This is a genomic window from Domibacillus antri (assembly GCF_001936625.1).
Lineage (GTDB): Bacteria > Bacillota > Bacilli > Bacillales > Domibacillaceae > Domibacillus > Domibacillus antri.
The window spans coordinates 51,462-65,950 of the sequence record NZ_MSDU01000010.1 but is presented as its reverse complement, the minus strand read 5'-3'; the positions used below and the strand labels follow the sequence as shown (position 1 = coordinate 65,950).

13 protein-coding genes are annotated in these 14,489 nt (G+C 45.2%); 11 read left to right on the top strand and 2 right to left on the bottom strand.

Annotated elements, in window-relative coordinates:
- A partial coding sequence (locus tag BTO30_RS06715) for a bile acid:sodium symporter family protein (RefSeq protein ID WP_075397949.1) occupies window positions 1-838 on the bottom strand: 838 nt, incomplete at its 3' end.
- A gap of 284 nt (window positions 839-1,122) precedes the next feature.
- Between BTO30_RS06715 and BTO30_RS06710 the strand changes: the two genes are divergently transcribed.
- The 10 genes from BTO30_RS06710 to BTO30_RS06665 all read left to right on the top strand — a co-directional run bounded on the left by BTO30_RS06710 (window position 1,123) and on the right by BTO30_RS06665 (window position 11,926).
- Complete coding sequence (locus BTO30_RS06710; RefSeq protein ID WP_075397948.1) at window positions 1,123-2,172, top strand: lactonase family protein; 1,050 nt, start codon at window positions 1,123-1,125, stop codon at window positions 2,170-2,172.
- 317 nt (window positions 2,173-2,489) lie between these two features.
- Window positions 2,490-3,173, top strand: a complete 684-nt coding sequence (locus BTO30_RS06705) for a FadR/GntR family transcriptional regulator (protein ID WP_075397947.1) — start codon at window positions 2,490-2,492, stop codon at window positions 3,171-3,173.
- The gene (locus BTO30_RS06700) at window positions 3,170-4,387 is read left to right on the top strand and encodes a CynX/NimT family MFS transporter (RefSeq protein ID WP_211272827.1); all 1,218 of its coding nucleotides are present in this window, start codon (window positions 3,170-3,172) and stop codon (window positions 4,385-4,387) included. Before BTO30_RS06705 ends, BTO30_RS06700 begins: the two co-directional genes overlap by 4 nt.
- Window positions 4,388-4,645: 258 nt before the next feature.
- A complete protein-coding gene (locus BTO30_RS06695) occupies window positions 4,646-5,659 on the top strand; it encodes a TRAP transporter substrate-binding protein (protein WP_075397946.1) in 1,014 nt (337 codons plus the stop codon).
- Window positions 5,660-5,948: 289 nt separating this feature from the next.
- Entirely contained in the window at window positions 5,949-6,524 is a 576-nt protein-coding gene (locus BTO30_RS06690; protein WP_075397945.1) for a TRAP transporter small permease, read from the top strand.
- Window positions 6,521-7,798, top strand: coding sequence for a TRAP transporter large permease subunit (locus BTO30_RS06685; RefSeq protein WP_075397944.1), 1,278 nt, complete (start codon window positions 6,521-6,523; stop codon window positions 7,796-7,798). Before BTO30_RS06690 ends, BTO30_RS06685 begins: the two co-directional genes overlap by 4 nt.
- Before the next feature lie 106 nt (window positions 7,799-7,904).
- Window positions 7,905-8,918: a LacI family DNA-binding transcriptional regulator gene (locus tag BTO30_RS06680; RefSeq protein ID WP_075397943.1), complete on the top strand. Its 1,014-nt coding sequence runs from the start codon at window positions 7,905-7,907 to the stop codon at window positions 8,916-8,918.
- Window positions 8,919-9,034: 116 nt separating this feature from the next.
- Window positions 9,035-9,745: a FadR/GntR family transcriptional regulator gene (locus BTO30_RS06675; RefSeq protein WP_083632326.1), complete on the top strand. Its 711-nt coding sequence runs from the start codon at window positions 9,035-9,037 to the stop codon at window positions 9,743-9,745.
- A 15-nt stretch (window positions 9,746-9,760) separates the two neighbouring features.
- On the top strand, window positions 9,761-10,969 hold the full coding sequence (locus tag BTO30_RS06670; protein ID WP_075397942.1) for a CaiB/BaiF CoA transferase family protein: 1,209 nt from the start codon (window positions 9,761-9,763) through the stop codon (window positions 10,967-10,969).
- A 3-nt stretch (window positions 10,970-10,972) separates the two neighbouring features.
- Window positions 10,973-11,926, top strand: a complete 954-nt coding sequence (locus tag BTO30_RS06665; protein ID WP_075397941.1) for a hydroxymethylglutaryl-CoA lyase — start codon at window positions 10,973-10,975, stop codon at window positions 11,924-11,926.
- Between the two features lie 245 nt (window positions 11,927-12,171).
- Here BTO30_RS06665 and BTO30_RS06660 read toward each other — a convergent pair whose 3' ends face one another.
- Window positions 12,172-12,717 (bottom strand): shikimate kinase, encoded by a 546-nt coding sequence (locus BTO30_RS06660; protein ID WP_075397955.1) that lies wholly within the window; start codon window positions 12,715-12,717, stop codon window positions 12,172-12,174.
- A 331-nt stretch (window positions 12,718-13,048) separates the two neighbouring features.
- Between BTO30_RS06660 and BTO30_RS06655 the strand changes: the two genes are divergently transcribed.
- Window positions 13,049-14,485, top strand: a complete 1,437-nt coding sequence (locus BTO30_RS06655) for an aldehyde dehydrogenase family protein (protein ID WP_075397940.1) — start codon at window positions 13,049-13,051, stop codon at window positions 14,483-14,485.
- Window positions 14,486-14,489 lie beyond the last annotated feature (4 nt).

Sequence of the window (14,489 nt, the reverse complement as noted above, 5' to 3'; positions counted from 1 at the left end):
TATACTGGTGGTTCTGATTTCTCCCCGCAATAACATTTGCCAGCCACGCACCGATTGAAAGGTTAATGATAATATTGAGGACGGGCGGGATGCTGGCAATGCCGCCGATATATTCGTGAGCGAGAATGGCGGCCAGAGCGGTATTGCAGAGAGAGACTTGAAAAACAGCAGCGAGCAGATCTGCTTTGCTGAATTTGCACCATTTGCTGATCATATACGCTGCGGCCATCGGAAAAGTGACCTGGATGACAATCACGACGATAAGCAAAGGCAAAAGGCCGAGCTGGTCTTCAATAAATTCTTTTCCGCTCCCGGTCAATGTGTGAATAATTAAAAGCAGTGTAATGGATGATGCCAGTTTTATAATAACCGTTGCATTCGCAGCGGCAGATGGCATAAAGCGCTGGACGAGCAGGCCGGCTGCCAGCGGAATAATGACAATGGTTAAAAATGAGTGCAGCAGCGATAAAAACGACAGTGGCACTTCCGGACCGGAAAAACCGATCATGACGAGCGGTGTCATGACAGGGCTGATCGCAACGTTAAGCAATGAAGCAGCGATGACGAGCGATGTATTACCGCCGGCTAAAAAAGAATATAATGTGGCTGCGGTCGCACTCGGTACGGCTCCGGATAAAATAAGACCGGCAATCATTTCATGGTGATCCCGGAAAAAAAGGAGGGCCAGCGCAACGGATAAAAATACGGTCACCGTCCATTTTGTCAATGCAATGATAAGCAGCTCTTTCTTTTTACGTGAAATACCTTTAATGGCCTCCACATTCATCGACAGGCCTGAAAAAAGATAACCAGCCCGAGTAAAAAGGCGGGCACCCATGAGGCAGACCGCCAGTATACAGGTGAAAAATAGGTCATGATTCCGATCATAATCATGAAAAGAGCAAGATTTTTGGATAAGAAATTAGCGATAACCGTCACAATAGTACTCCTTCAACATACAATGTATATTTATGGTATCACAACGGAGAGGAGATGTTCATGAAGATTTGTTTATGGCGGACAGGAATAGGGATATAGCGCGCAGCTTCTCTTTTGTTGTTGATTGTTTCGGATGTTGTATATAATAAGAGTGATGAATATAGTTATACGGGAGGCGCCGGGATGACGGTATACACTGGATTTGTAGGAACTTACACGAAAAAAGACGGAAAAGGGATTCACTCTTTCCAGCTTGATACAGACAAAGGGGAGCTGCTCAATGCCGCAGTTGCAGCAGAGGTGAACAACTCGACGTATGTCACAATCAGCGAAAATGAACAATTTTTATACGCGGTTGAAAAAGGCGGGAAAGGCGGCGGTCTTGCCGCATTTAAAATTGCGGATGGCCAGCTTGAAAAATTGAACGATGTGCTTGAAAGCGATGGAGTGCCTTGCCACGTTACGTTGAATAAAAACGGCACACGGGCATTTACAGCGCAATATCATACGGGTACAGCGGAAATGTACAGCGTAAATGCAGAAACGGGTGAATTAATTGATTTGCTTGATGTCGCGACTCACGAGGGTACAGGCCCGAATGCGGACCGCCAGGAAAAAGCGCATACACACTTTTTTGGCACAACGAATGATGAGCGTTTTGTGATCGCTGTTGATCTTGGTACCGATGAAATCATTTCATATGAAATTGCAGGCGAAGATTTATTGAAAAAAGCCGTATTTCATACCGAACCGGGGGCAGGTCCGCGCCATTTGGTGTTCCATCCATCGGGAAAAACAGCGTATGTGATGACAGAACTCAGCAATGAAGTGCTTGTATTAGCGTTTAATGAAGACGGCGGCACATTTGAATTGCTTGCTTCCCATAAAACGATTCCGGCTGATTTTACTGAAAACAGTCAGGGGAGTGCGATTCGTATTTCCGAAGACGGCCGGTTTTTGTATGCGGGCAACCGCGGACACAACAGCATTGCCGTATTTGAAGTGATGGATGAGGGCCGGGATGTAAAGTTAGTGGAAAGGGTCTCAACTAAAGGTGACTGGCCACGCGATTTTGATCTCGATCCAACAGAACAATATGTCGTTGTGGCACATGAAAAAACACATAATGTCGTGTTGTTTAAACGCAGCGCGGAAACAGGCCGTTTAACGCCGGCAAACTCGGAAGTAACGATTCCTGAAGGAGTTTGCGTGACGTTTTTGAGCGGGAAATAATAATGAAAGCAGGGGCTGTCTCAATCACTTTTGAGACAGCCCCGTTCCCTTTTTATAGCCTTATTTCTTGCATTTTGGGCCGGATTTTCTGAGGTTAGGCCGGTTTCCTTGGTTTTGGGCCGAATTCCCATCAATTCGGCCTTCAAGAGACGGAATCCGGCTTTCCTATCGATAAATCGGCCTAAACGTCTCAGAATCCGGCCCTCCCGCCTGCTTGGGGAGGTCTCACATTTTAATTACTCTATTTATCTTTTTTAGCCTGCATGTTAAAGTTGGGTTAACCAATCATCCTACAAATTTTAAAAGGAGAATCACTGATGGAGGTCATAAAAGCAAAACGATCGTCGCTTGTTGAACAGGTGGCACTGCAAATCGAGACATTTATCGAATCGGGAACTTGGCCTGTCGGGTCACGCATTCCGCCGGAAATGGAGCTGATGGAGCAGTTTGGTGTGAGCCGCAATACGCTGCGTGAGGCGGTCCGGGCACTCGTTCATGCCGGGCTTTTGCAGACGAAGCAGGGAATCGGGACTTATGTGCGGGCAAAAACGGTGCTCGGCGCTTCCTTTCAGAAGCGTCTCGAAACATCAACGCTGCTTGAAACGCTGGAAGTCCGCCACGCGTTGGAACGTGAAGCCGCATGGCTGGCGGCGGAGCGGCACACAGGTGAAGAATTGAACCATATACAAAAATGCCTGCATGAATGTAAAGAAGCGGCTGATTTACACTCGTTTGCGGAAGCGGATATTGCGCTTCATCATGCCATTGTCAAGGCATCGCATAACCGGATTTTAATGGATTTATATGCGCGCCTGGCGGATGAGCTTCACGCTTCTGTCCACGATTTAACCGACATGAACGGAGACCCGGATATCGATCCGGGCGCACATGAAGAGCTCGTTAAAGCAATTGGGGCACGGCAGCCTGAAAAAGCGGCGGCGATTGTCAGCAAAGACATTGCGCGGCTCAAAGAAATGGCCGGTCAGGAGGAAAAAGAATGAGCATGCAGGCACTTATAAAAGAAGAAAGAGAGCGATCCAAAGCGGGGCAGCTTCTTTTATTGTTTAGTATTATTTTACTGGCATTGAACATGAGATCACCGATTACATCGGTCGGTCCGCTTACCGTCATGATCCGGGACAGCCTTGGTATTTCCAGTACAGCGGCCGGTGCTTTGACGACGATTCCGCTCCTGGCTTTCGCGATTTTATCACCGTTTGCGTCTAAATTAGCCAGAAAATTTGGCATGGAAGTCGTTTTATTCAGCGCGCTGTTAATTTTAACAGCCGGTCTTGCACTCCGGCCGGTCGGCGGAGCGGCATCATTATTTGCCGGGACGATATTGATCGGAGCGGCGATTGCGGTCTGTAATGTATTAATGCCCGCATTCGTCAAAATGAATTTTGCTCATCAGATTGGCGTCATGACCGGTTTTTATGCCATGTCAATGAATTTAACCGGCGCGCTCGCTTCCGGGTTCAGCATTCCCATTGCACAGGCGAGTGATATCGGCTGGCGGGCGGCAGTCGGCTTTTGGCTGATTCCGGCAGCCATTGCGATTGTCGTCTGGTTTTCACAGATGTCATATATTCGCCATCCGTTGAAAACGGAAAAAAGTACATATAAGAAAACATCGGTCTGGTCTTCACCGCTTGCCTGGAAAGTAACGGCCTTTATGGGGATACAGTCGCTGCTCTTTTACTCCCTCGTCGCCTGGCTGCCGGAAATTTTGCAGGAGCAGGGAATGAGCACGGGAGCATCGGGCTGGATGCTGTCGATTATTATGTTTTCTCAGCTCCCGGTTACCTTTATTGTTCCGGTCATCGCGGACAAGATGAAAAATCAGCGGCCGCTCGTCATGATTGCCGCTGTCTTCATGATTGCAGGTCTTAGCGGTATTTTATTCGGTCTGATTGATCTTGTTCTTTTATGGGTGATTATAATCGGAATTGCCGGCGGATGCGCGTTCAGCTTATCGATGATGTTTTTCAGCCTTCGGACGCGAAATTCATTTGAAGCCGCTGATTTATCGGGAATGGCCCAATCGGCCGGCTATTTATTTGCGGCAGCCGGACCCGCGTTATTCGGTGCACTCCATGATATGCTTAATGGCTGGGCAGTGCCTCTGTTACTGTTGATCGGAGCGGGGGTTGGCATGTTTATCTTCGGAATGGGTGCAGGAAAAGAAGGGTATGTGACAAAAAAGCCTAATTAACAGGCTTTTTTGTCTTTAAAAAATTTTCAAAAAGAGTGTTGTAATTTTCGAACTGTTGAGATAAAATGAAAAAATAAGGCCGTTGCTTACTTTCATCATCCTTCCGCAAGAGGCTGTATCAGCGGCGAGATTATTAGATCGATCTATTTTTTTCCGTTAATATTAGATCGATCTAAAGAGAAAACATGTTTTGAAAGCGCTATCTTAATTTAATTTTTAATCGAGGAAGAGGTTTGACAAACAGAAGGGGGTAGAAAAATGAAAAAGTGGATGTTGTTCATGATGGCATTTACAATGATCGTTCTCGCTGCATGCTCAGGCGGCAGCGAAGAAGAAGGCGGTACAGAATCAAAAGACGCAAAAGTCATGAAAATGGCGGTAGCTACTTCGGAAGACCGTTCATTAACACAAGGCCTTTACAAATTCCAGGAAATCGTTGAGGAAGAAACAGGCGGATCGGTCAAAGTGGAGGTGTATCCGGATGGCCAGCTTGGCGGCGACCGCGTTGTATTTGAAGGATTAAAAATGAACTCCATTCAAGGAACAACGATGTCTTCAGGACCGATTGCTTCTTTCGTAAAAGAATTTGAAGTGCTTGATTTTCCATACTTGTTTAAAGATGAAGAAACAGCATATAAAGTTCTTGACGGTGAGATTGGTGCAAACTTGTTAACAAAACTGGATAGCCAAGGAATTGTTGGTTTGAACTACTGGGAAAATGGATTCAGACAACTGACAAATAATAAACATGAAGTTAAATCTGTGGAAGATGTGAAAGGATTGAAGATAAGAACTCTTGAAAACGAACTTCATATTGATCTATGGAAAAGCTTAGGTGCAAATCCTTCCCCAATGCCATACACTGAATTGTTTACTGCACTTGAGCAGGGGGTTGTTGATGGTCAGGAAAATCCTCCGGGGAACATAACGACTGGGAATTTTTACGAAGTACAGGACTACGTAACGAAAACAGATCATATTTACAACGCGAGTGTTTTTATGATCAGTGACAAATTCATGCAATCGTTATCAGATGAAGAAAAAGAAATTGTAACAAAGGCATCTGAAGAAGCAAGAGGCTACCAGCGCGAGTTGAACAGAAAAGAAAGTGAGGAAGCATATGCTATTCTCAAAGAAAAAGGCATGACCGTAACAGAACTTTCTGATGAGGCGAAAAAAGGTTTTGAAGATAAAGCTAAAGAAATTTATGCAGATTATACAGATAAAGTTGGAAAAGAACTTGTTGATCAAATTATGAAAGAAGTCAAATAGATAATATTGAAGAAAGCTTAGGGGACATCAGTATCCCTTAGCTTTCTTTGTTGAATATCACAAAATATATCTTGATCAGTGATTTTCTTAGAGCATATATTACACCTCCGCCAATTTCCAAAATATTCAGGGCGCTTCAATCAAAAGTGGAAGATGTTCACAGTAACACTACCTGGTCGATATGAAGGGTGAGCAGCTGCATTCTTGATTCAAAATATATGTTCAGTCCTAATTTTAATTAGATTAATAGTGATTTTAAATGCTTTAGTTGGAAGGTGGGGAATGTAATATGAATAAAATATCGAAACTCTTAGAAAATACATTGAACATCATTATGGCCTCAGCACTGGCCATTATGGTTGTATTAGTTTTTGGCAACGTTGTTCTTCGTTATTTCTTTAATTCAGGGATTACCTGGTCGGAAGAAATATCGCGGTATCTTTTTGTTTGGCTGACATTTCTCGGAGCCATTGGCGCATTTAAAAACAAGGATCATTTAGGTGTAGATATGCTGGTTAGAAGGCTGCCTAATAAGATGAAAAAAGTGGTCCTTGTAATCAGTGAACTGCTTATGTTATTTGTTCTTATCCTCGTCCTCGATGGAAGCTGGAAGATGACCATGCTTAATTTAGGCAGTACAGCGCCGGCAACCGGTATGCCTATGGCACTTGTATACGGTACAGGTATCATTGTAAGTCTTTCTATGAGTTTAATATGCATTTACAATTTATATCGGATCCTCTTTAACAAAATGACTGAAGAAGAAATGGTGAAAACCAGCGAGTCGGAAGAGCTGATTGCTTTGCATGATGATGACTTTGCCACAGATGACCAGCTGTTCAGGAAGGAGGAGAAGCAGGGATGATCGGTGTATTTGTTGGGTCGCTGCTGGGAGCGATGGCATTAGGCATGCCCATTGCGTTTGCCCTGCTCGTCAGCAGCGTCATATTAATGTATGTTTTGGGTATATTCGACAGCCAAATCATTGCTCAAAACTTAATCAGCGGTGCAGACAGCTTTCCTCTTTTGGCGGTTCCGTTCTTCATGCTGGCGGGGGAATTAATGAATCAGGGAGGGTTATCGCGTCGGATTGTTGAAATGGCGATGACCATGGTCGGCCATATCAGGGGAGGCCTTGGCTACGTGGCGATTATCGCGGCCTTATTATTTGCGAGTATTTCCGGTTCGGCTGTAGCGGATACAGCCGCCCTGGGAGCTGTCTTAATTCCAATGATGGCCAAAGCTGGTTATGATGTGAACCGTGCCAGCGGATTGATTGCTACGGGTGGGATCATTGCTCCTGTTCTTCCGCCGAGTATTGGTTTTATTATCTTTGGTGTAGCGAGTGGTGTGTCGATTACAAAGCTTTTTATGGCCGGAATCGTACCAGGTCTGTTAATGGCTGTCGGCCTAATGATTGCCTGGACTATTGTTGCCCGTAAAGATAATGTAGCCGTCCAGCCGCGCGCCTCTGTGAGAGAAATGCTTGTCGCTCTTCGTAATGGTATCTGGGCTCTTTTCCTTCCAGTCATTATTATTGTTGGATTAAAATTCGGTATCTTTACGCCGACTGAAGCAGCCGTCGTGGCGGCTGTATATGCATTGTTTGTCGGTGTAGTGGTATACCGCGAATTGAAAATCAAAGATTTATATAAAGTGTTAGTCCATTCAGCAAAAATGACCAGTGTGGTCATGTTTCTCGTTGCCGCTGCACTCGTTTCATCCTGGCTGATTACCGTAGCCAATTTACCTGCAATGGTCATTGACATCCTGGACCCATTTTTGGATAAACCACTCCTTCTCTTAATCATGATTAACCTGCTGGTGATTGTTGTCGGGACAGCCATGGATATGACCCCGACGATCTTGATTTTGACCCCTGTATTAATGCCGGTTATTGAAGCAGCAGGCATCGATCCTGTATATTTTGGTGTCCTGTTTATTCTGAATAACGCTATTGGTCTGCTTACACCGCCTGTTGGAACGGTTTTAAATGTGATGTGTGGGGTAAGCAAAATCAGCCTGGAAGATCTGATGAAGGGTATCTGGCCTTTCTTGCTCGTTGAAGTGGTTATATTAATTTTATTAATCTTATTCCCTTCACTGGTCCTTGTGCCACTTGAGTGGTTCTCGTCTTGATTTAGGGTTTCATCCGCTCTATGAGGGCGGGTGATTTTATTTTGATGTGTAACCGGTGTCCTATATAATAAGAATAAAAGTTGAGAGAAACGGACAGGTGGGGACAATGGCCAAAAAGAAAAGCGGACGTGTCACGCTTCAGCAAGTAGCGGATCATGCCGGTGTGTCGCGTGCAACAGCCTCGCTGATTGTGAGAAACAGTCCGAGTATTTCGGATGCGACAAAGAAAAAAGTGCAGGAGTCGATGAAAGAGCTTGGATACGTATATGATCGCGTTGCCGCGAATTTGCGGTCGCAAAGCTCCTCGACAATCGGCCTGATTATCACAGATATTGCCAATCCTTATTATTCGGAGCTTTTAACAGGTGTCCATCAAAAGCTTGAAGAAGAAGGATATACGGTTTTTTTAGGAACAACATTTGACTCCGATGCCAAGCAGGATAAACTATTGTCAACGATGCTTGAACACCGTGTAGGCGGCGTCATTTTATGTCCGGTATCTGACAACTCGCCGGCAACGATTGAACGAATCCGCCAGTGGAATATCCCAATTGTGACAGCTGTTCGGGAAATCCCGGATCTGCACTGTGATTATGTCGGGATTGACTATGAAAAAGGCGTTGAAATGGCGATTACTCATTTAATCGAGAAAGGGCATAATCGAATTGCGTTTCTCGGGGGATTGTCTGATTCTTCTGCATGGAAAAAGCGTTTTGAAGGTTTTGTGAACGCACATGAAAAAGCGGGCTTGTCTGTAGATGATTCTCTTATTTTTCAAAGTGCTGTCACACGTGAAGGCGGCAGCAAAGCGCTTGATGAAAGTTTAAAGCACGCAGAGCCGCCGACCGCTGTTTTTTGTTTTAATGATTTAGTGGCATTTGGCGTTATGCAAAGGATGCGGGAACTTGGTTTAAAGCCGGGAGAAGATATGTCCGTTGTCGGATTCGATAACGTGCTTGAAGCAGCGACTTTTTATCCGCCTCTTACAACGGTGGAAGCATTTCCGAAGCACATTGGGATTAACGCGGCCAGTTTGCTTCATGAGCGAATTAAAGACAACTCTCGCGAAGAACAGCGTATCATACTGGAGCCGGAACTTTTTGTTCGGGAATCTTCTTAAAAACAGTCATTTTAGGGCTGTTTTTTTATTGACTATTTTTATTTATCAGAATATAATGAAGGCATAAATCGGACTGCCCAATAGTCCAACAGCCCAAATTATGAAGGGGGCATGTAATGATGGAAGAGAATTTGTTTAATGCACTTCAGACAACGCGTGTGTATGAAAAAATTGTCCTGCAAATTCGAGGCTTAATTAAAGAAGGTAAATTGAAGCCGAATGATCGGCTGCCGGCGGAACGGGAACTGGCGCAAACACTTGGCTGCAGCCGTACCTCTTTACGTGAAGCGTGCCGTGTGCTTGAGTCAGAAGGCTTGATTGTTTCAAAACCGGGCGGCGGGCGGTTTATTCAGCAGCTCGATCAGCGTTTGACGATGAACGGTCAATTCAACCCGGTCGCTGTACTTGAAAAAACAGCCGTGATCCATTTTATTGAAGCGCGTGAAGCATTGGAGCCGAAAATTGCCGAGCTTGCAAGTAAGCGGGCGACAGAAGCGGATATTTTGAAAATTGAAAACGCCATCAAGGTGATGGAAGAAAAACTGAAAAACCCGGATGAAAAGGTGGATGCGGACAGCAATTTCCATCTCGCTCTGGCGGAAGCTACCCAAAATTTTGTGTTTGTGTCGTTAATGGAAACGAATGTAAATATGTACCGGCAAGTGAGAAAGCAAACATTACAATCGGATGAGCGCTATTCAGAATCACTGCAGGAACATCGCACGATTTTGGAAGCGGTCAAACGAAAAGATACGGCAGGCGCTGTCGAAGCGATGAACGTTCACTTGCGGCATCTGCGTGAAAATGTCCTGAACAATACGCAATAAACTGGAGGGATTACGATGGAAAGAACAAATTTTGGTCCGTTAACAGGAGTACAGATTCTTGATATTTCAACAATGATTGCCGCTCCATTTGGTGCAACATTGCTTGCGGATCTTGGAGCGGAAGTGACGAAAGTGGAACTTCCAAACAAAGGGGACACGCTCCGTACAGTCGGACCGTGGAAAGGAACCGAGCCATTAAGATGGCCGGGCCTTGCCCGAAATAAAAAATCGGTGACCCTGAATATTCATTCGGCGGAAGGAAAAGAGATTTTCTTGAAGCTCATTAAAGATGTTGACGTTCTAATTGAAAATTTCCGACCGGGAACGCTCGAAAAGTGGGGACTCGGCTACGATGTATTGAAAGCGGTTAACCCGAAATTGATTATGGTCCGCATTTCCGGGTATGGCCAGACCGGTCCATATCGTGAAAAAGCGGGATTTGGCACACCGGGGACAGCCTTCAGCGGTCACACATATTTGCAGGGTTATCCGGATCGCCCGCCGGTCAGTCCCTCTTACTCACTGCTTGACTATATTACAGGAATTTACGCTGCATTTGCGGCTGTCAGTGCGCTTTATCACCGTGATACGCATGAAGACGCAGAAGGCCAGGTTGTGGAAATGGGCTTGTATGAATCCATTTTCCGTATGCTTGAGTTTTTAATTGCGGAATACGATCAAAATGGCAAAGTGCGGGGCAGAAGCCCGGGACTTGCCGGCCACTCCAGCCCTGCCGGCACATATGAAACGAAAGACGGCAAATACGTTGTGCTCGTCTGCAGTACGGACTCGACATTTAACCGGCTTGCAGAAGCGATGGACCGGCCGGATATGCTGACAGATGACCGTTATTACACGAATTCGGTTCGATTGAAAAATGACGCTGAGGTGCAGGAGATTGTCATTAATTTTATTAAAGGCTTAACACAAAAAGAATTGCAGGAGAGATTGGATCATTTTGGCGTACCGGTCAGCCCGATTTTAAGCATAGAAGATATTTTCAATGATCCTCACTATGCGGCTCGTCAAAATATCGTGGAAGTCGAACATCCGCGTTTAGGAAAAGTCAAAGTGCCGGGTGTTGTACCGAACTTTTCTGATACGCCGGGTGCGATTCGTCACCGCGCGCCGGAGCTTGGGGAGCATAATGAAGAAATTTTAGGCGGCAAACTCGGTTTGACAGCAGAAGAAATGGCAGAGTTAAAAGAGAAGGGAGTTATTTAAACAATGCATGACTTATCATTGCCATCAAAAGCGGTTATTTGTGAAGTAGCGCCTCGTGACGGATTTCAGGCGGAACATGATTGGATTCCAACCGAAACGAAAATAGACATTATTCGCAAGCTTGCCAATACAGGCGTAAAATCGATGGAAATTACATCATTTGTCCATCCCAAAGCGATCCCGCAGCTAAAAGATGCGGAAGAAGTGGTCTCACGAACACAGGATTTAACCGATTTGACATTCCGTGCTCTCGTACCAAATGCAAGAGGTGCGCAGCGTGCGATTGATGTTGGGATTAACAAGTTAAAGCTCATGCTGTCAGCAACAGATTCACACAGCCTTTCCAATGCCAATGCCACCGTAGAAAAAGCGCAAAATGCATTAGAGCCTATTATTGATTTGGCTTCAAAGCATAATGTCAAGGTAGGTGGATCGATCTCAGTCGCATTTGGCTGCCCATATGAAGGAATTGTCCCTGTCGAGCGTCTTGCCACAATATTAGATCGATATAGTAAAATGGGTATCGATGAAGTTTCACTCGCCGATACGACGGGAATGGCGAACCCGCGTCAAGTGTATAAATATTTGGGGGAATTGAAAGAACAGTTCCCGGCTATGACATTCTCCATGCATCTTCATAACACGAGAGGAATGGCGTTTGCGAGTGCTGTAGCCGCTTTGCAGCAAGGAGTCATCCACTTTGACAGTTCTGTAGCCGGTCTTGGGGGCTGTCCATACGCGCCGGGTGCAACAGGGAACATAGCAACGGAAGATCTCATTCATGGCTTTGAAGAAATGGGGATTGAAACAGGTATTGATCTTGATAAAATGATTACAGCCGCGGAAGATGTCCGGCAAATGCTTGGCAAAACCGATTTAAACAGCAGCTACATGCTGCAGGCCGGCCCGTGCTCCACATTGAGTCCGAAACCCGCCGGACAGGAAAAATTAGGGTGAATCAGAATGATAAAAAGGCAGCGTTGTGTAGAAATACACAATGCTGCCTTTTTATAAATTGCTGATGGAGGGCCGAATTCTACATCATTTAGGCCGATTTATCGATATTACAGCCGGATTCTGACTCACGAAGTCCTAATTTATGGGAATTTGGCCCGGATTACAAGGAAACCGGCCCAAAGTGCAAAAAATCTGGCTCTCGTACTAAGAAGGAGCGGTCTCCATGATTTTTGACACAACTTCTTTTAGTCGTTCAGCGGCTCATACATATCCCATGCGTGCTTCAGTGAATCAACAATAAAGTCCGCTACTTCTTCTGCGGACCGGTGATTCACCGTCAGCTTTGAATGGTTGATGGAATAGGCATCCTGCCGTTTATAAAATAATTCTTCAATCTCATTGATGTTCCGGCTTTTCAATACCGGCCGGCTGTCTATTAAAATGTCGAGCCGTTCTTTCCACTCTTCCCACGCTACATCGAGATAAAAAACAATACAATTGTCCAAACAGGCCTGGCGGATTTCCGGCTGTAAAAAGGCACCGCCGCCGATCGACAATACTTTTAACTTTTCCTGCGCGAGTGCACACGTTTTTTTCTTTTCATAATCGCGGAAAAATGCTTCCCCGTGCTGTTCAAAAATTTCAGGAATGGTCATGCCGAAATCTTTTTCAATTTCTTTGTCGACATCGATGAAACTCCGGTACAATTTCTTCGCGACAAGCTCGCCGATGGTTGTTTTGCCGACCCCCATAAAGCCGATCAGCACGATGCTTTTTTGTCTGACAGACATATGCACATTGTTCAACGTAAACACTCTTTCCTCTAAATGAATTACCTTCAAGTATAGTACAGCAGGAACCTTCCGTAAATATTTTTTCAATTTTGACAAAAATGAGCTGGGTGCATCGGCAGTGGACAGCATATGAACAATTACCATTGTCTTTTAAGAGCAGCGTTTACTTGAAAATATTTAAGAACGGTCTTGCGTCAAAAAAAAAAATCGTGTAAGATGATGTTAACGCTTTCAATAAAAAGCAATTTATTTTTGATCGGTTATTAGATCGATCTAATAAATAAATTATTTTTAGATCGATCTAAAAAAATAAAAGCAGGTGATCAGTGTGGCAGAAACAAGAAAAGCACAGCCTTTTATAAATGGACAATGGCTGGAAGATAACCGTGAAACTGTTGAAGTAAGAAGCCCATATACAGGTGAAGTGATTGGGCTTCAAGTACTTGCAACAATGGAAGATACTGAAGCAGCTTTGCAATCCGCATTTGATGCGAAAAAAGAAATTGCCGCGATTCCCGCTCATGAACGCGCGCGTATTTTAAAAAAGGCGGCGTTTCTTCTGGAAGAAAGAAAAGAAGAATTTGCAAAGCTCATTTCTATGGAACTCGGCAAACCTTTGAAAAATACGTTAGATGAAGTTTCCCGTTCAGTAGAAACGCTTGAACTCTCAGGTGAAGAAGCAAAACGGTTAAATGGAGAAAGCATTCCGGGCAATGCTTCAGAGCGTGGTGTGAATGCGGTTGCTGTAACATTCCGTGTACCGGTTGGCGTTATCGCAGCCATTACGCCTTTTAATGCACCATTGAATCTTGTCTGCCATAAAGTCGGGCCGGCATTTGCAGCAGGGAACAGCACGATTTTAAAACCGGCACCACAAACGTCGTTAATTGCTGCTGCTTTATTGAAGTTATTACTTGAAGCCGGTCTTCCTTCCAACGCCGTAAACATGGTTCTTGGCGGAGTGGAAAGCGGCCAGGCCATTGTCAAAGATGACCGCGTCAACGTTATTTCATTCACAGGCGGTACAGTCGCAAGCCGAAACATTTGTGAACTGGCCGGCATGAAAAAAGTGTTGCTTGAGCTGGGAGGCAATGCGGCGACAATCGTTCATGAAGATGCGGATTTACAGCGCGCGGCGTCAATGTGCGCGCGAACAGGCTTCAGCAATTCCGGTCAAAGCTGCATCTCCGTTCAGCGAATTTACGTTCATCAATCGGTGGTTCCGCAGTTTAAAGAATTGTTGAAGACAGAAGTAGAAAAATTAAAGGTCGGTGATCCGCTTCTTCCGGATACAGATGTCGGTACACTTGTTGACGAAAAGGCGGCAGGCCGTATTATCAGTTGGATCGATCAAGCTGTTGAAAACGGGGCAGAACTCGTCACAGGCGGCAGACAAAATGGCACAAATGTACAGCCTACCATTTTGTTCAATCCACCGAAAACAACAAATGTTGTCTGCCAGGAAGTGTTCGGTCCGATTGTCAGCATCCTTCCATATGAGAACATTGAAGACGCCATTGCAGAAGCGAACGATTCTGACTTTGGTTTACAAGCCGGCATTTTCACAAATCAGCTCGATCTTGCCTACAAAGCGGCACACATGCTTGATGTCGGCGGTGTCGTCATTAATGGAACATCGAATTTCCGTCTGGATCACTGGCCGTACGGCGGTGTGAAAAACAGCGGCATCGGGCGGGAAGGTCCGCGTTTCGCAATCGAAGACATGACAGAATCAAAAATGATCGTTCTCCAGCTTCCGGTGTAATCGT

Excerpts from the sequence above, each read along its gene's own strand:
- BTO30_RS06700 (WP_211272827.1), top strand. The coding sequence starts at position 3,170 with ATGAGCATGCAGGCACTTATAAAAGAAGAAAGAGAGCGATCCAAAGCG.
- BTO30_RS06705 (WP_075397947.1), top strand. The coding sequence starts at position 2,490 with ATGGAGGTCATAAAAGCAAAACGATCGTCGCTTGTTGAACAGGTGGCA.
- BTO30_RS06685 (WP_075397944.1), top strand. The coding sequence starts at position 6,521 with ATGATCGGTGTATTTGTTGGGTCGCTGCTGGGAGCGATGGCATTAGGC.
- BTO30_RS06710 (WP_075397948.1), top strand. The coding sequence starts at position 1,123 with ATGACGGTATACACTGGATTTGTAGGAACTTACACGAAAAAAGACGGA.
- BTO30_RS06690 (WP_075397945.1), top strand. The coding sequence starts at position 5,949 with ATGAATAAAATATCGAAACTCTTAGAAAATACATTGAACATCATTATG.
- BTO30_RS06670 (WP_075397942.1), top strand. The coding sequence starts at position 9,761 with ATGGAAAGAACAAATTTTGGTCCGTTAACAGGAGTACAGATTCTTGAT.
- BTO30_RS06665 (WP_075397941.1), top strand. The coding sequence starts at position 10,973 with ATGCATGACTTATCATTGCCATCAAAAGCGGTTATTTGTGAAGTAGCG.
- BTO30_RS06695 (WP_075397946.1), top strand. The coding sequence starts at position 4,646 with ATGAAAAAGTGGATGTTGTTCATGATGGCATTTACAATGATCGTTCTC.
- BTO30_RS06675 (WP_083632326.1), top strand. The coding sequence starts at position 9,035 with ATGATGGAAGAGAATTTGTTTAATGCACTTCAGACAACGCGTGTGTAT.
- BTO30_RS06660 (WP_075397955.1), bottom strand. The coding sequence starts at position 12,717 with ATGTCTGTCAGACAAAAAAGCATCGTGCTGATCGGCTTTATGGGGGTC.
- BTO30_RS06680 (WP_075397943.1), top strand. The coding sequence starts at position 7,905 with ATGGCCAAAAAGAAAAGCGGACGTGTCACGCTTCAGCAAGTAGCGGAT.